The 19,950-nt window shown below is 38.6% G+C and carries 18 protein-coding genes; 6 read left to right on the top strand and 12 right to left on the bottom strand.

The window, feature by feature from the left end:
• Window positions 1-18 precede the first annotated feature (18 nt).
• The 3 genes from def to K6D58_RS04010 are packed head-to-tail and all read left to right on the top strand — an operon-like array spanning window position 19 to window position 2,656.
• Window positions 19-594, top strand: a complete 576-nt coding sequence (def, locus tag K6D58_RS04020; RefSeq protein WP_296827884.1) for a peptide deformylase — start codon at window positions 19-21, stop codon at window positions 592-594.
• Window positions 595-1,608 carry a methionyl-tRNA formyltransferase gene (gene fmt / locus K6D58_RS04015; RefSeq protein ID WP_296827882.1) on the top strand — a complete coding sequence of 338 codons (1,014 nt, stop codon included), beginning with the start codon at window positions 595-597 and terminating at the stop codon, window positions 1,606-1,608.
• 16 nt (window positions 1,609-1,624) lie between these two features.
• The gene (locus K6D58_RS04010) at window positions 1,625-2,656 is read left to right on the top strand and encodes a PASTA domain-containing protein (protein WP_296827880.1); all 1,032 of its coding nucleotides are present in this window, start codon (window positions 1,625-1,627) and stop codon (window positions 2,654-2,656) included.
• 92 nt (window positions 2,657-2,748) lie between these two features.
• Here K6D58_RS04010 and rpiA read toward each other — a convergent pair whose 3' ends face one another.
• The 6 genes from rpiA to K6D58_RS03980 are packed head-to-tail and all read right to left on the bottom strand — an operon-like array spanning window position 2,749 to window position 10,349.
• Window positions 2,749-3,468 (bottom strand): ribose-5-phosphate isomerase RpiA, encoded by a 720-nt coding sequence (gene rpiA / locus K6D58_RS04005; RefSeq protein ID WP_296827878.1) that lies wholly within the window; start codon window positions 3,466-3,468, stop codon window positions 2,749-2,751.
• Entirely contained in the window at window positions 3,449-4,960 is a 1,512-nt protein-coding gene (locus K6D58_RS04000) for a type I 3-dehydroquinate dehydratase (RefSeq protein ID WP_296827876.1), read from the bottom strand. Before K6D58_RS04000 ends, rpiA begins: the two co-directional genes overlap by 20 nt.
• A 12-nt stretch (window positions 4,961-4,972) precedes the next feature.
• Window positions 4,973-7,045 carry an LSm family protein gene (locus tag K6D58_RS03995; protein WP_296827874.1) on the bottom strand — a complete coding sequence of 691 codons (2,073 nt, stop codon included), beginning with the start codon at window positions 7,043-7,045 and terminating at the stop codon, window positions 4,973-4,975.
• A 2-nt stretch (window positions 7,046-7,047) separates the two neighbouring features.
• Window positions 7,048-8,841, bottom strand: coding sequence for a DNA repair helicase XPB (locus tag K6D58_RS03990; protein WP_296827872.1), 1,794 nt, complete (start codon window positions 8,839-8,841; stop codon window positions 7,048-7,050).
• A 19-nt stretch (window positions 8,842-8,860) separates the two neighbouring features.
• Window positions 8,861-9,523 carry an MgtC/SapB family protein gene (locus K6D58_RS03985; protein WP_296827869.1) on the bottom strand — a complete coding sequence of 221 codons (663 nt, stop codon included), beginning with the start codon at window positions 9,521-9,523 and terminating at the stop codon, window positions 8,861-8,863.
• 10 nt (window positions 9,524-9,533) lie between these two features.
• Entirely contained in the window at window positions 9,534-10,349 is an 816-nt protein-coding gene (locus K6D58_RS03980; RefSeq protein ID WP_296827866.1) for a hypothetical protein, read from the bottom strand.
• Window positions 10,350-10,415: 66 nt separating this feature from the next.
• Between K6D58_RS03980 and K6D58_RS03975 the strand changes: the two genes are divergently transcribed.
• Window positions 10,416-11,648: a cation:dicarboxylate symporter family transporter gene (locus tag K6D58_RS03975; protein ID WP_296827863.1), complete on the top strand. Its 1,233-nt coding sequence runs from the start codon at window positions 10,416-10,418 to the stop codon at window positions 11,646-11,648.
• Between the two features lie 192 nt (window positions 11,649-11,840).
• Here the strand turns inward: K6D58_RS03975 and aspS are convergent, their stop codons facing one another.
• Window positions 11,841-13,673 (bottom strand): aspartate--tRNA ligase, encoded by a 1,833-nt coding sequence (gene aspS, locus K6D58_RS03970; protein WP_296827861.1) that lies wholly within the window; start codon window positions 13,671-13,673, stop codon window positions 11,841-11,843.
• Window positions 13,674-13,789: 116 nt separating this feature from the next.
• On the opposite strand from aspS, the gene hflX reads away from it, so the two are divergent.
• Together hflX and K6D58_RS03960 are read left to right on the top strand one after the other, a co-directional pair.
• On the top strand, window positions 13,790-15,082 hold the full coding sequence (gene hflX, locus K6D58_RS03965) for a GTPase HflX (RefSeq protein ID WP_296827859.1): 1,293 nt from the start codon (window positions 13,790-13,792) through the stop codon (window positions 15,080-15,082).
• Between the two features lie 15 nt (window positions 15,083-15,097).
• On the top strand, window positions 15,098-15,604 hold the full coding sequence (locus K6D58_RS03960) for a flagellar basal body-associated FliL family protein (RefSeq protein ID WP_296827857.1): 507 nt from the start codon (window positions 15,098-15,100) through the stop codon (window positions 15,602-15,604).
• Window positions 15,605-15,619: 15 nt separating this feature from the next.
• On the opposite strand, the gene K6D58_RS03955 is transcribed toward K6D58_RS03960, so the two are convergent.
• The 5 genes from K6D58_RS03955 to K6D58_RS03935 all read right to left on the bottom strand — a co-directional run.
• The gene (locus tag K6D58_RS03955) at window positions 15,620-16,441 is read right to left on the bottom strand and encodes a phosphatase PAP2 family protein (RefSeq protein WP_296827854.1); all 822 of its coding nucleotides are present in this window, start codon (window positions 16,439-16,441) and stop codon (window positions 15,620-15,622) included.
• Between the two features lie 3 nt (window positions 16,442-16,444).
• Window positions 16,445-17,218: a TrmH family RNA methyltransferase gene (locus K6D58_RS03950; RefSeq protein ID WP_296827852.1), complete on the bottom strand. Its 774-nt coding sequence runs from the start codon at window positions 17,216-17,218 to the stop codon at window positions 16,445-16,447.
• A gap of 96 nt (window positions 17,219-17,314) precedes the next feature.
• Complete coding sequence (locus K6D58_RS03945) at window positions 17,315-18,004, bottom strand: helix-turn-helix transcriptional regulator (RefSeq protein ID WP_296827849.1); 690 nt, start codon at window positions 18,002-18,004, stop codon at window positions 17,315-17,317.
• A gap of 22 nt (window positions 18,005-18,026) precedes the next feature.
• Complete coding sequence (locus K6D58_RS03940) at window positions 18,027-19,124, bottom strand: HD domain-containing protein (protein ID WP_296827846.1); 1,098 nt, start codon at window positions 19,122-19,124, stop codon at window positions 18,027-18,029.
• Window positions 19,111-19,950 (bottom strand): ATP-grasp domain-containing protein (locus K6D58_RS03935; protein WP_296827845.1); only part of this gene is annotated, 840 nt, incomplete at its 5' end. The genes K6D58_RS03940 and K6D58_RS03935, both read right to left, overlap by 14 nt.

The raw sequence follows: 19,950 nt of genomic DNA, 5'->3' as shown, positions 1-19,950 counted from the left end.
TAATTTGGGAGAATAAAAATGAGAATATGTAAAATCGGTGAAGAAGTTTTAAGCCTTACATGTGAACCTGTTAAGCCGGAAGAAATTGATGACAACTTTAGAAATACTCTTAATGAAATGTTTGATACCATGATCAGTGCAAACGGAGTCGGACTTGCAGCACCTCAGGTTGGTATTGCAAAAAGATTTTTCGTTCTTATGTCAGATGATGATGTAAAAAGAGTTTTTATTAATCCGGAAATCACAAAAACTTCTGCAGAAACAGTAGCTTATGAAGAAGGCTGTCTCTCTATCCCAGGTGAATCAGAATCAATTGTACGCCCTGTAAAAGTTTCAGTAACAGCCCTTAACGAAAATGGAAAGCGCTTTACAATAGAAGATGCAGATGGTCTTCTTGCAAGAATCATTCAGCACGAAAACGATCACCTTAACGGAGTTCTTTACATTGACCGTGGTGATGAAGAGTTTAAAAAAGAAATTATAGCTAAATTCAAAAAGAGAGCAGAAAAAGCTGCTGCTAAAGCCGCTGCCAGGGCTGCAAAAAAAGCAAGCATAGAAGCAAAGATTGCAGCTAAAAATAAAAAAGGAAAATAAATGCTAAGAGTAATTTATGGTGGAAGTCCTGCAGATTCAGCTAAGACTCTTGAGCTTATACTTAAAGACAGCGTTATGTCTGGCAGTATTCCCGAACATGAATATAAAGTTGTAGGCGTACTTACAAATCCTCCTTCTTCCCACGGACGTCATAAGGAACTTATTCCGACAGAAGTAGAAACTTATACCCGCATCTGGAATGAAGCCCGTGAAGATAACATTCAGATTTTTACACCAGAGCATATAGGTCAGGCAGAAAGAGAACAGATTGCTCAGCTTAAGCCTGATATTTTTGTATGCTTTGCTTATGGTCATATTGTAGGTCCAAAATTCTTTTCCATCTTCAGGCTGGGAGGAATTAACCTTCACCCTTCCCTCCTTCCTAAATACAGGGGAGCTACTCCGGTGCCTGCCTGCATTCTTAATCAGGATGCAGAAACAGGATTCAGTGTACAGAAAATGTCTCAGGAAATTGATGAAGGAGACCTGCTTTATCAGCAGAAAACTTCCCTTGCAGGAACAGAAACAGCAGGCATGCTTTTAAAAAATGCAGCCCTTTATGGTGGAACAGCCATTACAAATATTCTTCGTGAAACTGCAAAAACAGGTATTCTTCCTCCAAGCTGGAAGCAGACCGGTATTCCAAGTTACTGTGCAATGATAAGAAAGTTTGACGGAAAAATTAACTGGAAGGATTCTGCATTAAAGATAGATGCACAGATCAGGGCTTATACACCATGGCCGGGATGCTATACAGAAACCAATGGCCAGCAGCTTAGAATCTTAAAGGCAGCAGCAGCAGTAAAAGTAGCAATTCAGGATGCAAACTTTCCTCAGAACACAGCAGCTGTTCCGGGTACAGTTCTTGCCTATAACAAACAGAGAGGCATTCTTATTCAGACAGGAGACGGTGTCCTTATCGTTACGGAATTACAGTGGCAGAGTAAAAAAGCCATGGACTATAAATCATTTATGAACGGTGCCAGAAATTTTATTGGTACAGTTCTTGAATAAAAAGCGGAGACAGTAAATGAAACTCAAAAACCCTTTGGAATTTTTCAAATCAAAAAAAACACTTCGTGTATTCATCGAGAAACAGGCAGAAACTATTGAAAGCTCAGGAAAAGTTCTTATCATTACAGTTGTGGGCTCAATCATACTTATGTTTGCTGCAGCCATTGCAATCTTTTTTGCCAACGTACAGGGCGAAGAAAAAGTCATGGTACCTGATGTAACAGGAAAAAATATTTACACAGGTCTCTTTGAACTTGAACAGAAAGAACTTTACGGAAAAATCCAGTTCCGTGATTCAGAAAATGAAGGTGATGAAGGAAAAATCATTGCCCAGGATCCTGTTGAAGGTTCAATCGTAAAAGCCTACAGAAGGGTAACCCTTACAGTTAGCAGGGGCCTTGCGCTGGATTCAATTCCTGATTATACAGGCAGCAATTATAATGATGCAGTAAATAAAATCGACCTTCACTACGCAGGAGAAGTTCCTCTTATTAAGGTTAAGAAACCTGTTTACCTGACCAGCGAAAACAATGCAGGAACAATTCTTGCCCAGTATCCGGAAGCAGGAACAACAATCATTGACCCGGTTGATCTTACTTTTATCGTAAGTGCCGGCAACGAAAAACAGCTTGTATCAGTTCCATCCCTTGAAGGAAAAACTTTAGATCAGCTTCTTACTATTATGAAGGATTCTAAACTGGTATTTGACCTTACAAATACCTACACTTACGGAAAGAAGTTTAAGGTTGAATATTCTGATAACGTAGAAAGAGCAGCTCCTTACTCAAGAGTTAAGGCTGACATTTCATTTAAGGCAAAGAACGAAAAAGATACTACAAGCTGCGGCATCTTTACAATTCAGCTCCCTGAATATCCATTCCCTGTTCCTATGAAACTGGAATGCCTTGATTCAGACGGAATTGAATCTGTAATCATAGAATTCAATCATCCGGGTAAGCTTGTAACAATTCCTTATGAAGTAAAAAAAGGATCAACTGTTTCCCTTGTAGTAAATGGCGAAACACTTAAAAAAGAAGTTGTTCAGTAATTAATACCTGACTAAAAAAATGCCCTGCATTTTAAGTGCACTTTAATGTCACTTTCTAATGCAGGGCTTTTTTATTTATAAGTTTTTATTTCTTACATTCTTTCTACACTGCCATCGCTGTGGGCGATAAAAACAGTTGGTACATTTTTTGTAAAGAAACCACATTCAACAACACCGGTAATGTCGTTAATCTCATCTTCCAGTTTTGCTGCATCAACTTTATTCTTCCAGCGGCAGTCGATAATCATATTACCATTGTCAGTAATTACAGGACCGGCTTTTTTTACACCTTCACGAAGAACGCATTCAGCACCAGTTTTTTCAAGAGCCTTAATTACAGGAACCCTTGCTTCGCCAATGATTTCTACAGGAAGGGCAAAACCTGTTCCATGACCATCACATTTTTTTGATTCATCTGCAACAATGGCAAAATGTTTTGAATTATATGCAATAATTTTTTCTCTAAGCAAAGCAGCTCCGCCGCCTTTAATAAGAGTTTTTTCAGGAGAAACTTCGTCTGCTCCGTCTATGGCAAGATCAAGCTGACCACCAATTGTACGGTCATTAAGTGTGTAAACCGGAATTCCTAAATCTTCACAGGCAAGGCTGGTCTGAAAACTTGTTGCAACTGCCTTAATGTCTTTAAGAGTTCCATCAGCAATTCTTTCTGCAAGTCTTTTAACTGCAGGCATTGCTGTACTTCCTGTCCCAAGTCCTATTTTCATTCCGCTGAAAATAAGTCCTTCACTGATTAAAGTGTCTACTGCTGTTTTTGCAGCCAGCACTTTCTGTTCACTTTGACTGAGCGCCATCGTACTTCTCCCCCGTAAATAATTCGAACTGTTCATAGCCCTGATATTTAAGCATATTATAGCCGTTACAAACTTTACATCCAGCCTGGGATGCCCTCTCCATTACAGGAGTTACTGCAGGTACATAAACAATGTCATAAAGAATTTCCATACCTGTAAAATTATAAAAGTAAATCGGATCATTTGATTCGCTGGCAGCTTCCGTAGAATTCATTCCCTTGGAAGTTGTCTGAATGATTATGTTGCTGTACTTTCTTAATTTATCTGCCGATTCCGGACCTAATGAAGCATATTCAAAACCGTAACGTTCTGCAAGCATTTTGGCTTTTCCAATAGTACGGTTAAATACACAGGCACTGCCATGAAGATTTTTTACAGCCCAGGCAATACCCTTAGCGGCACCACCGGCACCAATAATGGCAACTTTTTTATGACGGAGATTTTTTAGTCCTGTAAACTCAAGAAGGGCTCTTGAAAAACCTGTGCAGTCTGTATTGTATGCATTCCATTTGCCATGAGATTTAACAAGGGTATTGCTTGCCCCGATATCCCGGACTTTGTCATCAATAAAATCAGCATTCATGGCAGCTGTTTCTTTATGAGGAATTGTTACAGAAAATCCATCTATAGAAAGTGCATCTGCAAAGCGAAGGGCTTCATCAAATTTTTCTGACTTAAATGGAATGTAGATTGCATTCATCTTTTTTGCCTGATACCCCTGATTGTGAAGGGCCGGGCTTGAAGTTGCAACTAAAGGCCATCCTGTAATTCCATAAAGTTTTGTATCTTCATCTACATCCTTAATGTGATAAACATCATTTACAGTAACAGGATCAAGATGAGCAAGATTTGAAATATTTGAATTTAAATCCGGGGCAGAAACATAAGTAAGATAATTCTTCATTTTGTTACCAAGGAGTCTTGTAGGAACACCTAAAGGACCCATGGCAAGAAGGATATGATTATTATCTTTTAATGATGCTGCAGTTTCGTAAACTTCCCTTACATCATCAAGGTTTTTTGGCATAAGGGCAATCTTAGGAATTTCAAATCCTGTTGTACACAAAGAAGAAAGTCTTTCCTTAAGATTTTTAATTGGTGAATGCATACTGTGAACGCTGCGGATAATTTTAATTCCAAAAGCAAGGGCCGCATCCTGAAGGCTTGATACCCTGAAGTCTTCTTCAAAATCTACATACTCAAAATTCTTCCCCTTTGATTCCTCGGCAAAAGAAAGTGCCATGGCAAATAAAGTTGCCCTTGATCCTTCTCCATCCCTATACTGACCGCCGTCAATTTCCCTGCGGATAGTTAAGAGACAGGGAATCCCTGCCAGTGAAGGAAACTCTCTTATTCTTAATCTTTCATCATCTTCAAGAAGATCAACCCTTAACTCTGCAATGTCTATATAGTTTCTGTATTTTTCTATCAGCTCAAGATTCTGTGCAATAGTTGAACCTGTAAGGGTCAGACAAATTTTTGTTTTTTCCATTTTTACTCCCACTTACCATCTGTCACTTGCTTTAGAAACAAATACAGAAGGATTACGCAATCTTTTTACGTGCATAATGTTTTTAATATAAATATCCTGTTCAACGTTAAGTTTTTCTATAAAAATCCTTACGCTTGCTTCATCATACTTTTTATTAAAAGAACGAATCTGTCCCAGAATTTTTTCGTTACTGCGAAGACTTATTAAAAGAAGATCATTGTTATTCATGGCAGATTCTATTACGTGAATCTTACCGGTATGATCCATTGCCGTAGCTTCGGTTATTTCAAAGCGAACACTTTCTGCCCTTAACTGCTCCGGACTTATTATAAGGTTACGCCTGATTCTGTCTTCAAGGCCATCATACTGTTCCTGAGTAAGTTCATGCTTTTTTAATTGTCCAATAAGGAACTTCTTAAAATTATCCCCGCTCTTTAAGCTTTCTTCATCAGGACTTCTTTGTACAGGAGAAGAACTGCAAAGCTGACTTTTATCTGCATAAAGCTTCTGAAGTACAAGTTTAACGGCTTCCTTATTTGAATTTTTTATTTCTCCAATAAAATCTAAACCTGATTTATCTATAAAAGACTGTGCTTCAAGCCTGTCTTCAAAATCAAAAAGATATAAACCTGGAGCAAGTAATTTTAAAATATGAGAAGCAAGAACAGGATTTTTTTCTATCTGAATCTGCTGCTGCTTGTCATTCACTTTAAGAATAAAACCAAAATATGACTCAGTAGAAGAAAAGCTGTCATTCCATTCATTCAGATTAAGAAGAAGATTTTGGGGAACGTCATACATACTAAAGGAAGATATAAGCTCACAGATTTTTGTAACGGACATTCCCTGGTTAAAGGCCCTTACTGCAGTACGTCTGTTTACTTCAAAAGAAGATACTGTATCAAAACGAATAATCTGCATAAACTTTGCAAGCTGAACAAGACTAAAAAGATTGAGGCCAGGCATAAGATTCACACCACCTGCAGGAGTAAGATTTATAGCCTTACATTCACAACCTGAATCAATTGCATCACAGACAGAAGAAAAAACTTCCTTTCCGTTTTCCGTATCACGGGCAGAAACTAAAAGACCTGCATCAAGAGCTTTATCAAGAATGCTTTCTATAATCTGTCCGGAAGATTCTGCAGTTTCAAAAACTTTTGCCATCATGGAAGAAAATCTTCCCGTAGTATAATTATCAGACCCCCTGCCTTCTTTTAAAAGATAGGCAAGCTGAAGAATTTCATCACTGGTATAAAACTTTCCCTTTAACTGAAGGAGAATATTTTTTAAAAGCTCTGCATATAAAATTAAATTGGACCTGGCAAATTTTACAGCAGCACTTACGCAAATGTAACAGAGGATATCAAAGAAATCCCTGTCACACAAAGATTCCATACGACCCCATTCAATTTCGTAACCTTTTTCTGATTCATAAAGAATGCTCATATTTTTTAAGGCATCAAAGATTACTTTTACTGCTGTAAGTTTTTCTTCTCCAAAGATTTCTATAATGTCTGCCTGATTTTTCTTTTTAAATGTTCCGTCATTTTTAAAACAATCCCCATGATCTGCTGCATAAGACAGAAGGGCTGCAATAAATTCTTTTGTTACGGTAAATGAAGAATCCTGCTTTTCTACATTATCTGCATTTTTAAAAAGTATACCGCTTCCAAGATAAGGTTCAATTTCATCTTTAATCATTGGATTAATTTTAAGAAGAACACTTTCGTCCCTTGAACTCTTTATATGATAAACAATAAGGCGGTCTTCAAGATTTGCAAGTTTTTCGTAAACAGATTCACTGTTAAAAAATAAGTAAAGTTTTTTTGCAGTACAATCAGGAATGATTTTAATGGCAGTAAGGATTTTAACATCCTCTTCCGTAAGATAAGACAAAAGTATCTTTTTACTTTCTTCCTGTCTAAGGACATTTGCAATCTGTTTTACAATATTCTGTTTATTAAATGGAGTACGGACTGCACCAAGATAAATACGTACAATCTCAAAAAAATAATCATCGCTGTAAGAAGTAAGGGCATCCTGCCATTCCATAATGTTCTTTACTTTTTCATCGATTACCATGTTTAACTCCATCCAAGCAGAGGTGCTTCATCCAGCTGTTCAAGATCTGATGAATCTGAATAACGGATAATCCTGTAACTGTATCCCTGTTCCGCAAGAAACTTCTGGCGGTTATTACCAAAATCTTCTTCCACGGTATTTCTTGTAATCAAAGTAAAAAATCTGGAAGTCCTTTCCTTAGGCCTTAAAATTCTTCCAAGTCTCTGTGCCTCTTCCTGGCGGGAACCAAAAGTTCCGCTTACCTGAATTGCAAGGCTGGCATCAGGAAGGTCAATGGCAAAGTTTGCAACCTTACTTACCACAAGCACCCTGATTTTTGAAGAACGGAAATCTGCATATATGGTATCCCTTTCTCCATTAGGAGTTTTTCCTGTAATAATAGGAGCATTTAAAAGTTTGGCAATTTCTCCAAGCTGATCAAGATACTGACCGATTACAAGAATTTTATCTTCAGGATATTTTTCTACCAGATCCTTTACCACCTGATACTTAAGGGGATTGAGGCTGGATATCTTAAACTTTTCCCTTTGAGTTGCAGCTGAATATTTTAAAAGACTTTCTTCCGGCAGATCCAGACGAACTTCAACACATTCAGCATGTGCAATCCAGTCACTTTTTTCCAGTTCCTTCCATGGAACGTCATAGCGCTTTGGTCCTACAAGAGAAAAAACATAACCTTCACAACCGTCTTCACGGACAAGAGTTGCCGTAAGTCCTACACGATGAACAGCCTGAAGTTCCGCAACAACACGGAATACAGGAGCTGGCAGCATGTGCACTTCGTCATAAATAACCAGACCCCAGTTATTCTGCCTGAAAAGAGAAAAGTGAGGATAAGGACCAACCTTGTCAGGTCTCCAGGTAAGAATCTGATAAGTAGCAACCGTTACAGGCTTAATGGTTTTATTCTCGCCGGTGTATTCAGCAATATCATCCGGGCTTAAATTTGTCTTATCTATAAGTTCATTTATCCACTGATGAACTGCGGAAATATTTGTAGTAAGGATAAGGGTATTATTTTTTATGCGGGACATGATTTCCATGCCGACCACAGTTTTTCCGGCACCACATGGAAGTACAATTGTACCGTAACCTGTACCTGGACCACCGCTTCCTAAAAGGGCATCTGCTGCTTTTTTCTGATAATCCCTGACCTGAAACTTTTTACCTGCAGCACTTTCTTCTTTTAAAACTATATCAAGAGGACTGCCTTCCAGAAGAGGAACCTCGTCTTTTACAGGCCATCCAATCTGAAGAAGATTTTGTTTTACAGTTCCCCTGTCTGTTACAGGAAGAATAAAGCAGAACTTTTTTTCGTTTTCAGTAAGTCCTTCTGCATACTTCTGATTTTCTCCAGCAGAAGTAAATTCGTAGGGAACCAGATGCTTTTTAATAACAGGGTGAACCATAAGTTCTTTATGAACATAAGGTGAATCAGTAACAAGAAAAAGATATTCCGTATCTATTGAATTTTCCGTAACCACAGGCCCCTGAACAAGACGAAGCTTGCCGAACCTTGAAGAAGTTTCTTCTATCCATACTGCTACAGATTCAGGAACATCATAGCGGGCATATTTTTTAAGGACATTCACTGCATCCTTCCATGTAAAACCGGCGCTTGCTGCATTCCACAAAGAAAGAGGAGAAAGCTGATATGTATGAAGATGCTCAGGAGACCTTATTAATTCTGCAAAAGGGATAAGGGCGTTGCGGCATTCCTCTGCCAGACTTGCATGAACATCAAGAAGGAGAGTTTTATCTGACTGTACGATGAGAGGATTTTCGGGATTTACCATAATCTGTAATTATACATTTTTAATCACTTATTGAAAACTCCAGTAAATCCCCGATTTTATTCAATTCCTCAACAAGTGAAACAATATCATAATCCACAGGAACAATTACTGAATATAAAAGTTCAGTTATATTTGTAGTAAGATTTTTATTCAGGTCGATGTCACGGACACCAAACTTATACTTCTTAAGTATTTCCTTTATTTTCTTAAGGTCTGGAATCTGATTTTCAAAAGACAGGTGAATGGTCTTGTTACGGGCAGCAGGAAACATTCTTCCTTCAACCTTTTCAAGGGCAACAAGAAGAAATACAACAACTACAAGAACGAGTGCTGACTGAATGTAAAGGCCGCTTCCTAAAGAAAGACCAAGAGCTGCAGCTGTCCAGATTACACCGGCAGAAGTAAGACCCTTTATGTTAAGTCCCTGCCTCATAATGGCACCACCACCAAGAAAACCAACTCCGCTTACAACCTGGGCAGATATTCGGGAAGAATCTTCCCCTGTAGCTGTGTAGCCGGAAAGAATAGCCAGAAGACAGGAAGAAACACAAATAAGTATAAGGGTTCTTGTACCTATTACCTGCTTGCGGCGTTTTCTTTCTATTCCAAGTACAAAGCCAAAAACAGAACTGAGTACTATTTTAATTGAACATTCCAGAATGTAAGGCCAGTCAAAAAACAAGGCTTTCCTCCTATTTTCTAAAGAGGCTGAAACCACCGCCAGCCTTTTTGCTGCCCGGCTTAATCCAGACAGCTGATTTTTTTGCAGTAAGCTTGGATTTAAGTTCATCCAGGGAATCAAGGAAAGGAGCCAGCCACTTTGCCAGACTGTCATCCTTCTTTGCTTCTTCCATAGAAGCGTCTCCCCTTACAAGAACAATATTTACATAAGATTCATCACCATAAAGAGCTGCAATATTTTCTGCAAAACTTGTAAATGCTGCAGCAGCTGCGGCTACTAAAGGAGAAGCAATGGCAACAGTTCCGTTTTTAATTGCTGGTGACCTTAAAACATCAAGAAGATTAGGACCTTCCTTTAAAAGAAATACCAGGGAAAAAGGCTTGTCTTCATATTTTCTTTCAAAGCGTGAAAGAATCTCTGTTGCAAGATACTCAAAGCCAAGAATCAGTTCATCACAGGTTCTTGAAATTTCTGCAGCATCCATTTTTTCTGCAGAAGATGCATAGAATTCTTCATCAAAATAAAGAACAGCTTCATCAACCCTTTCAAAAAAGTTCTCTGCCTGAAGAACAAGGTTTCTTGCACTTAAAGCCGATGCCTTATTCCATTCAAAAGTACAGATTCCACTCTGAGACTGAATTTCTTTTTCTTCTTCAAAAGCTGCCAGCTCTGCTTTTTTTTCTGCTATAGTCTTACGTCCTGTCTTTACTTCCGGAAAGCTGATGGCGTCAGTCTCTACAACCTGACGTGAAAAAGAAAGAAGACCGTCACTGAATCTGTCAATATCCCCTGAATTTTTACCTGCAATAAGAACTGTTTTACTCATAATGATTCAGTATACCACAGCAACCTTTATTTGCAAACAGTAGAGAAACTTAGTATAATTTTGCCCATGAAAATATGGATGAAATACATAATCGGAATTATCATCGGCATCCTGCTTACAGTGATTTTTCCATTTAAAAGCGACACTTCCCTTACACTGCTTAACTTCTGCAGTGACCTTTTTATTCATTTTGGACGTTACATTGTACTTCCACTGCTTTTCTTTACGGCAACTTCTGCCTGGTTTACCCTCAGGGACGAAAAACGCCTGCTCAGGACTTTTTTATGGACAGCCGGTGTTATTGTAGCTGCATCCCTTCTTCTTACAATATTCGGACTTATTTCGGCCCTTATGGTTCACCTGCCGAAAATTCCTATGTCTATAGAAAACTCTACGGAAATTTCCAGCCTTAACCTGCAGGATTTTATTCTTAAACTTTTCCCTTATTCAGGTTTCGCTGCAATTCTTGAAGATGCCTATCTTTTACCTGCCTTTGTTTTTGCCGGCTTTGCAGGATTTGCAGCTGCTGCAGAAAAAAATGATTCAAAGGCTGCCGTATCCCTTATTAATTCCCTAGCAGAAATCTGCTGGACCATACTTAAATTCTTTACGGAAGTATTTTCTATAGGAATGATTGCCCTTATGTGCCGCTGGGTTTTAAATTTCATTCCTTTGTGGAATTCCGGAATCTTTAAGTCCCTGATAAAAATGCTTACAGTGGACCTTCTTATCCTTACTTTTGTAATCTTTCCTCTTACACTTAAGATTACCTGTCCGGAAGCCCGCATCCTTAAAGTTCTTTATTCCTGTATAGCTCCTTTCTTTACAGCCTTTATTACAGGAGACTCAAACATCTCTTATGCAGTAAACATGCGTCACGGAAGGGAAAGTCTTGGAATCAAAAATGAACTGGCTCGTTTTTCTTTTCCTATGTTCTCCATTCTTTCAAGAGGTGGTTCTGCCCTTATAACAACAATCTGCTTTATTCAGATTAACAGATTCTATTCTGGCAGTTACGGAATTCCTTTTGCAGATGTTCTCTGGATTGGAGCCAGTGCCTTCCTTCTTTCCTTTGTACTTGCCCAGCTTCCAACAGGAGGAGCTTTCTTTGCAATTACAATTCTCTGTGCAATGAAAGGCAGCGGTTTTTCTGCCGGCTATCTTCTTCTTAAAGAAACAGCACCAGTAGTATGCTGCTATGCTGCCGGTATTGATGCAATTACAGCAATGTTTGGAAACTACATCATCGCTTACAAAAACAAAATGCTCCACACAGTAGAAATCAAAAAGTTTATATAATTGAATGACCTGCCGGCTAACATTTTCTGACCGGCACTTATACGTCGAGTCAAGGCACGCTCACGCTTAAAGCCTTGACTTCGCCGTTTTGAGGGTTTTGTAATAAACCCTCAATAAAAAAGGCCGCTGAGCTTTCTTATAAAAAGTTCAGCGGCCTTCTTGTTTTAAAGAAGCTTTCCTTTAATTTTTTTCCTATTCTTCAACATCATAACAGTTAATGTGAAGATCCTTAAGCTGCTGTTCATCAACAGGAGAAGGACATTCATCCATTGGAGATGCAGCAAGGTTATTCTTAGGGAAGGCAATTACTTCGTGAATTGATTCTTCATGACACATAAGCATGATAAGGCGGTCAAGTCCAGGAGCAATACCACCATGAGGAGGTGCACCAAACTTAAATGCCTGTACAAGGAAGCCGAATGCCTTTTCTGCACGTTCATTTGTATAGCCCACAATCTTAAAGATTCTCTGCTGAAGTGCAGGGTCATTAATACGCATAGAACCGGAAGCCAGTTCATAACCATTAAGTACCAGGTCATAAAGATCACCCTTAACGGCACCTGGATCTGATTCAAGAGTATCCCAGTATTTTTTCTGTGGAAGGGTAAACATATGATGTTCTGTTTCCCAGTGGTTTTCTTCTTCGTTCCATGCAAAGTAAGGGAAGTCGATGATCCATGCAAAATGGAATTCATCTGCAGGATTATAAAGATTAAGGTCCTTACCCAGCTGCTTGCGTACTGCACCAAGGGCAACACAGGCAACCTGCCATTTTTCATCACTTACAAAGAGAAGAAGGTCATTCTTTTCTGCACCAAGTTTAGAACAGATTTCACTTTCTTTTCCGGCATAGAATTTTGAAATACCGCCTTCAAAAGTTCCCTCTGCATTAACCTTCATCCAGGCAAGTCCCTTAGCGTGATTGCGCTTTGCAACATCTTCAAGGGCTTCAATCATCTTGCGGGAATATTTATCTGCAACATTCTTTACTACAAGAGCCTTAAGTCCGCTTCTCTTATGACGTTCAATATTTTTATCTGCATTTGCAGCACCGGCTTTAAATGCACCAAAATCAGAAATAGAAGCCATAAATGCAGCATCCTGCATCTTAAGGTCAAAACGTAAATCAGGCTTATCACTTCCGTAAAGATCAAAAGCATCATCCCAGCTGATACGGTCAAATTTTGCAGGAAGTTCATAATTAAGAGTCTTCTTAAAGATGTACTGCATCATGCCTTCAGTTGTAGTAAGAACTTCTTCACGGTTTGTAAAAGACATTTCCATATCTATCTGAGTAAATTCAGGCTGACGGTCTCCGCGGGCATCTTCGTCACGGTAACATCTTGCAATCTGAAAATACTTGTCAAAACCAGAAACCATAAGCAGCTGTTTGTAAAGCTGAGGGCTCTGTGGAAGTGAATAGAATTTTCCAGGATGAACACGGCTTGGAACCAGATAGTCACGGGCTCCTTCCGGTGTAGACTTAATGAATGTAGGTGTTTCGATTTCCAGGAAGCCCTGAGAAGTAAGATATTCACGTGTAGCAAAAGCAACCTGAGAACGAAGGATAATATTGTGCTGCATTGGAGCACGGCGAAGATCAAGATAGCGGTACTTAAGGCGGAGATCTTCATTTGCAAGAACAAGACTTCCGTCCTTCTGGCGTACTTCTTCAATAGAGAAAGGAAGTTCCTGAGAAGTTGTAAAGATTTCAATTTCTTCGGCTTCTACTTCTATAGCACCAGTAGCCATATCCTTGTTTACGTCTTTTTCAGAACGTGCAGCAACTACACCTTTAACGGCAATACAATATTCGCTCTTCAGTGAAGCAGCTGTTTTCTTAACATCATCAGAAGCTTTATCACCAACTACAACCTGAGTAATTCCATAACGGTCACGGAGGCTAATAAAACAGAGTCCTCCCAGATCACGGGAGCGGCTGACCCAACCATTCAATACTACATTTTTACCAACATCTGCGGCTGTTAACTGACCACAGGTAACGGTTCTTTTTGAGTTTTCCATAGTATAAGGATTTTAATGTTTTTGAATTTTTTTTTCTACGCTTATTACGTTTTTTACCTTATTTAATGCACTCTCTTCAATTGAAAGAGGATTTTATTTTCTGTATTCTTGTAACTATGGTTGAAGTAAAACTTGAAGAAGAAAAGAAAGTACGCTGCCTTCTGGTAGGCGCTCCAAATAAAAAAGCAGAAAATCCCCAGCCAGCAGAACTCATGGGGCTTGTAAAAACCTTAGGCATGGAAATTGCAGATGTAATTGTCCTTAACCGCATTGAACCAACCCCTACCTATGGAATAGGAAGCGGAAAGGCTCAGGAAATTGCAGACCGCTCCAAGGATTCAGAGGCAGACTGCATTATTTTTGACTGGGAAATAGATCCTTCCAAACAGCGCAACTGGGAACGCCTTGTTACAAAACCTGTTTTTGACAGAAACGAAGTTATTATCAGAATATTCGCCCAGAGAGCCCAGACCAAAGAAGCCCTTCTTCAGGTAAACCTGGCAAAACTTACCTACTCCCTGCCAAGACTCAGTCACATGTATGGAGACATGGCCCGTCAGAGAGGTGGCAACTATGGTTCAAAAGGAAGCGGAGAAACTCAGGCTGAACTTGACCGCCGCCAGATAGAAGACAAAATCCTTCAGATAAAAAAAGAACTTGAACAGGTTCAGATAAACAGAAACATTCAGCGTAAACAAAGGGAAAGAACTTCTACATTCAGCTGCTCCCTTGTAGGTTATACCAATGCAGGAAAATCCAGTCTCCTTAATGCCTTAACTGGAGCTGATGTATTTGTAGAAAACGAACTTTTTGCAACCCTGGATCCTACCACAAGAAAACTTTCTTTAAGTGAAGCTTCCACTGTCCTTCTTACAGACACAGTAGGTTTTATTTCAAACCTGCCCCACACCCTTATAGATGCCTTTAAATCCACACTGGAAGAAACAGCCCTGTCCGACCTTCTTCTTATAACAGTTGACGCCTCTGATGAAAACTGCATCTTCCAGTATCAGCAGGTACAGAAGGTTCTTAAAGAAATCCATGCAGATCATATCCCTCAGAAAATCCTTCTTAACAAAATAGATTCTGTAAAGGAAGACCCTTCCCGTCTTGCAATGCTTGCTTCCGAATTTCCAGAAGCAATAAAGGTAAGTGCAAAAACTCAGGAAGGCTTTGAAGAACTTCTTATGTGCATAACAGAAAACCTCCTTGGCACTTTAAGGGACTTTATTTTCCCAATCAACAGAAGTGACCTTGTGGAACTCTGCCGCAAAAACGGTACAATAGAAAAAGAAGAATGGCTTGCAAACACAATTAAAATCACAGCAAGAATTCCTGGAACAATTAACAGCGAAGGTAAAGCTTCAACAAGAACCCTTGCCCTTGTTCAGGATTATATTTTTGACTAAAAACAGGAAGATAAAATGAAGATAAACTTTTCTGAATGGGAAAAATCAACAAAAATACTTACAGCAATAATTGCCTCAATACTTTTAATAATTATATTTGTAACAGCCTTTGCCCTGGCTTCAGGAAAATACACACCGGGCCAGAACCTTAGAAAAGAAGACCCTACCCCAGCCCAGGTTCTTAAAAGACCTGAATCAAGCAAGCTTAATGCCTTTACTGATTTTGGACAGATAAGGGTAAGATGTAAAAGTGACAGTGACAATAAAATCGGAGCCCTTGTTGTAGTTTCTCCCTGGTTCTCTTATGAAAAAAAAGATGGAGAATTATTTGAAGAAATTTCCAACAAGGAACTTATGCTTGAAAACCTCATAGCTGATTACTTTAAAGACTTTACAATAGAAGAATTAAATGAAAAAGGAGAAGTCCTTGTTAAAACAGAACTTTTCCAGCTTATAAACGAAAATCTTGTACTTGGAAAAATCCGGGGAATCTATTTTAGAGACTACAGATTCATCCAGTAAGAATTAAAATATTTTCTAAAACCTCAGGGTAAAATTAAATCCGGAAGGAAGGGGTGTCACTTCAAATTTTGCCCTCTGGGATTCAGCAGTCTTCTTTTTATAAATCACCTTATGAAGATAAGGAATTCCAAGACCATAAAAAGTTCCAATACCAGCGGCAGCCAGAACATCCGTAAAGAAATGATTACCGCTCATCATCCTGAAGGCAGCAGTTGAAGTTGCAATTGTATAAGAAGCAATTCCTACAGGAAGACACCATTTAGAATCCGGAAAACATTCATGAAAAACATAAGTGGTAAAAGCTGCACTCATAAATGCATCAGATGTATGACCACTTGGAAAAGAACAGTAACGGTCTTTTACGGATTCATCAAAATAATCCACATCACCGTAATAAGAGTAAGGTCTTGGACGCTGAACAATATTCTTAATAATGTTTATGGTTCCTTTTGTATATAAAAAACTTTCTACATACATAAGACCAATTGTTACAAGTTCCTGTCCCTTAATTGAATCATTCAGATAGGAAGCAGAAAAAAGTATTTCCGGAAAAAGCAGGACACCGGCTCCATAAGAAATATTTCCGGCATAACCAAAAGCTTTGTCAAAATCCTGAATGCACCAGCTGTCAAAAACATTAACATCATCCTTATCAAGATTTTCCGGGTAGTCAAAGTCTACATACTCATCCATAAGCATGCCCCCTGCAAAAACTGCAGCACCACCGCCTAAAATAAGACCGTCAGCAAGGGCATCCTTTTCAAAAGGAATCTCAGCCGTTAAAAAAGAAAGGGAAAATAAAGAAAAAGCTAAAAGAGAAAGAATCTTTTTTACCATAAACTACTTCCTCATTTCGTACATAATTATAGAAGCTGCCTGAGCAACATTAAGGCTGTCAACTTTTGGACCATCACTACCGGCTTCCATTCCAGAGAAAGGAATAATAACAAGATGATCACAATTCTCCTTTACTTGGTCACTGATACCATGCTCTTCGTTACCAAGAACTACAATTGCATTTTTTGAGCCACAGAGATTTTTAATATCAGCAGAAGATTTTTTTGCATCAAGGGAAGTTCCAATACGAACCATTTTTCCTTCCATATCTTTAAGCAGGGCCGGAATGGATTTAATGGAATAAATATTTACAAATTCCATTCCACCTTCCGCAACACGATAGGAACTGGTTGTAATGGAAGACTGAGCTTCATCAAGAGGAATGACAATATTTTTTATTCCAAAAAAAGCTGCACTTCTGACAATGGCACCAAGATTGTTTGCGTTCCCAACCCTGTCCAGAAGAAGGGCGCTTTCATTATTACGAATCCATTTGGCTGTAATATCTGAATTAAGGGAAAGAATTTCCGGAGCCTCTATCATGGCAACAACACCCTGATGATGAACACTGCCACAAAGTTTTTCAAGTTCAACTATATCCTTTACTTTATTGTAGGGCTTTTTATCTGCAGAGAGTTTTTTACAAAGACCACCAAAAAGAGGAGCCCTTTCTTCAGAAAAATAAAGTCTCCTGATTCTGTGGTAATTAGTTTTTTCCAAAAGTTTAACAGCGGCAAAACCACAAACCGCAAGTTCATTATTCTTTGTATTCTTCATAAAAAAAAGTATATCATGCCTTTATTTTAAAAGTCTATTAAGTCACTCACGAACCTGTAATCACCTGATGACCTGTAATCACTCACGAAGCCTTTATCACTCACGGACCTGAGAAGGAGACATGCCGTATTTTTTTGTAAAACAGTTTGTAAAATAAGAAGAAGATTCAAAACCGCACTGACTGGAAACCTGTTTTACGGAAATACCAGTCTGTTCCAGTAATTCCCTGGCTGCATTAAGACGAAGAAGATTAAGATAAGACCAGAGGGGAATCCCCATCTCCTGGTTAAAAACCCTGCTTAAATAATCATCTGTAACACCAACCTGATCAGCAAGATTTTTTCTGGTAAGCTTTTTTGAATAATTTTTATTTATAAAAAGAATTGTATATTTTACGATGGAAGCTGTTTTTACCGGCAGCATCTTTTTTTTACCTTCTATAATTTCCATAAGACTGTCATAAAAAGATTTTTCTAAAGCCAGTTCTTCATTACAAATCAAAACCCGGGGGAAGTCAGAAATGGAATTAAAATTATTTTCGTCCTTAAAATTTTCCTGAACAATAAGAACTACAGTTTTCTTAAAAGCTTCATTCTTACGAAGCTCCCTCAGCTCTGCATCCTTTACCTTAAGAAAAACAATCAGGTCCGGCATAAATCTTGTTCCCATGGAAAATAAAAAAGAAAGGGAAGACACTACTTCCGTCTCATTTTCCTTTGCCCATTCCTTGAGAAGTTTTGTATCACTGCCTACAAAAACAATACGCTTTGATTTATGTCCCTGCATATTTTCCTCAGATTAAAGCCGCTTATTTATAATAGGGAACACAGCCCCAGAGACTGTCTTTATAAGAAAGAAAATCTTTAATTACCTTATCAGCCTCTTCATTGATTTTTGATATTCTTTCAAAGCGGTTCATCTCTACCTGAACAAGAGGATCCACATACCTCTTTTTTACATCAAGACTAACACACCAGCAGTCATCCATCCTTTCTTCAGAATGGATAACCCTGTCCATATTTCTAAACGTTAAATAAAGGCGGGTAAATTCTACAGAAGGATTTTTTACTGCATAGTCATCAAAAAATTCTATAAGCTCACTTTCACTCTGAAGATAAAGATCCAGCTCATGAATAATATTTTCCTTAAGGGCAACTGTCATTACATCTGCCATTAACTGCATGGCTGCCTTGTCTTCGTTATGCTGCAAAATAAGACTTACATCCGTAAACTTCTTTAGATAATCCAGGGCAATGCTTTCTGTTTTAAAACCAAGTTCAGGCAGAAGTTTTTCATTACGAAGTACTGCAACATCTTTATAAGTTTCTTTTATTTCTTCCATAGTCCAGACTTCATTAAGGGCAGCTCCGCTTGGAAACATATACTCAAGACGATCTGCACTAAGCCCCGGACACTTGTTGTCATCAATCGGATACTTGTGGTAATCATTTACTTCCTGAAGATTATAGCCGTCACGTTCAAGAAGTTCCTTAAGAAAAGCATTTTCATTTATCATCTGAATGTTAAGGTCTTCCGTAGATTCCTGAAGAAGGGCATCTCCATTCCTAAAATCAGAAACATGAGAAAAAGCAGGAGTTGATACATCATGAAGCAGGGCCGCTATAGCCTGTTTTTTACTCCTGGAAAAATTCCATGCAATTAAAGCCGTACCTATTGAATGATCCAGGCGGGAATAAAAAAATCTGTTTCTAAAAAGTTTTGTCCAGTCTGTTCCGCACAAAAGTCCGATTCCACTTAAACGCTGAACAAGAGGAAGCTGAATGTAATCCTTAAGAAAATCAGGAACCCGGGAACAAAGAATTTTATGATAGCTGTCGGTATTCCACTTATAACCGCTTTTGTCCCTGTCAAAATATTCTCCCTTCCAGTAATCATAAAGATTCATCTTCAACCGCCTTATCAAATCTTTCTTTGAGAAGTTTATATTTATTTTCTATAAATTCAAGACTTTTACCACAAAGAACAACTTCAAGATATCCCTTTTCCCTTTCCTGTCTTGCAGCAAGATTTTCTACCTGATGAACAAAACGCACACCCTCTTCACGATAAATATCTTCAAGAATACTTATCTCCTGCAAAGGCAGCTTAAAGTTTATCGTGTATTCCATATCCCTTACATCAAGAAGCCCCAGGGCATTTTCTAAAAGAAGCTCCACCGGAGACTTTCCCAAAGCCGCACTATAAGTCCAGGACATTCCGCTGAGCCGGGGATTGATTTCTATTACATACCATTTGCCTTCTGCAAAAACCAGATCAACCTGAAAGACCCCGTTAAATTTAAAAGCTTCCGCAATCTTTTTTAAGCAGGCTTCAAGCGCTTCAAGACAAAAATCTTTTCTATTAACAGGACCTTTTTTTATACTAAGCTTTGGACTTGTAATACCATATTTGTTTACAGAAAATTCCAGGGGACTAAAAAAAGTCATCTTTCCGTCACAGCAATATACTTCTGCCCCCAGCTGCCTTCCTTCTATTAAGTGCTCTACAACCCTGTCAGAATTATTTCTCTTTGAACATAAAAAAGCTTTTGCTTCTTCAAAAGTCCTGCACACTTCCATTCCATAGGAACTCAAGCCTGTAGTATCTTTTATAACAAGAGGGTATTCCATCTGAGAAATTTTAAAAAGAATGGCATCCTTATAAACGTTTTCCCTTACCTTGCCCTTGTTACCGGCACACCAGAAAAGCTGATGATTAACGTAAACACAATC

Source organism: Treponema sp., from assembly GCF_024696245.1.
GTDB lineage: Bacteria > Spirochaetota > Spirochaetia > Treponematales > Treponemataceae > Treponema_D.
The sequence above is the reverse complement of the archived record's forward strand: the minus strand, read 5'-3'. Positions and strand labels throughout refer to the sequence as shown.

Excerpts from the sequence above, each read along its gene's own strand:
- def (WP_296827884.1), top strand. The coding sequence starts at position 19 with ATGAGAATATGTAAAATCGGTGAAGAAGTTTTAAGCCTTACATGTGAA.
- fmt (WP_296827882.1), top strand. The coding sequence starts at position 595 with ATGCTAAGAGTAATTTATGGTGGAAGTCCTGCAGATTCAGCTAAGACT.
- K6D58_RS04010 (WP_296827880.1), top strand. The coding sequence starts at position 1,625 with ATGAAACTCAAAAACCCTTTGGAATTTTTCAAATCAAAAAAAACACTT.
- rpiA (WP_296827878.1), bottom strand. The coding sequence starts at position 3,468 with ATGGCGCTCAGTCAAAGTGAACAGAAAGTGCTGGCTGCAAAAACAGCA.
- K6D58_RS04000 (WP_296827876.1), bottom strand. The coding sequence starts at position 4,960 with ATGGAAAAAACAAAAATTTGTCTGACCCTTACAGGTTCAACTATTGCA.
- K6D58_RS03995 (WP_296827874.1), bottom strand. The coding sequence starts at position 7,045 with ATGGTAATCGATGAAAAAGTAAAGAACATTATGGAATGGCAGGATGCC.
- K6D58_RS03990 (WP_296827872.1), bottom strand. The coding sequence starts at position 8,841 with ATGGTAAATCCCGAAAATCCTCTCATCGTACAGTCAGATAAAACTCTC.
- K6D58_RS03980 (WP_296827866.1), bottom strand. The coding sequence starts at position 10,349 with ATGAGTAAAACAGTTCTTATTGCAGGTAAAAATTCAGGGGATATTGAC.
- K6D58_RS03975 (WP_296827863.1), top strand. The coding sequence starts at position 10,416 with ATGAAAATATGGATGAAATACATAATCGGAATTATCATCGGCATCCTG.
- aspS (WP_296827861.1), bottom strand. The coding sequence starts at position 13,673 with ATGGAAAACTCAAAAAGAACCGTTACCTGTGGTCAGTTAACAGCCGCA.
- hflX (WP_296827859.1), top strand. The coding sequence starts at position 13,790 with ATGGTTGAAGTAAAACTTGAAGAAGAAAAGAAAGTACGCTGCCTTCTG.
- K6D58_RS03960 (WP_296827857.1), top strand. The coding sequence starts at position 15,098 with ATGAAGATAAACTTTTCTGAATGGGAAAAATCAACAAAAATACTTACA.
- K6D58_RS03955 (WP_296827854.1), bottom strand. The coding sequence starts at position 16,441 with ATGGTAAAAAAGATTCTTTCTCTTTTAGCTTTTTCTTTATTTTCCCTT.
- K6D58_RS03950 (WP_296827852.1), bottom strand. The coding sequence starts at position 17,218 with ATGAAGAATACAAAGAATAATGAACTTGCGGTTTGTGGTTTTGCCGCT.
- K6D58_RS03945 (WP_296827849.1), bottom strand. The coding sequence starts at position 18,004 with ATGCAGGGACATAAATCAAAGCGTATTGTTTTTGTAGGCAGTGATACA.
- K6D58_RS03940 (WP_296827846.1), bottom strand. The coding sequence starts at position 19,124 with ATGAATCTTTATGATTACTGGAAGGGAGAATATTTTGACAGGGACAAA.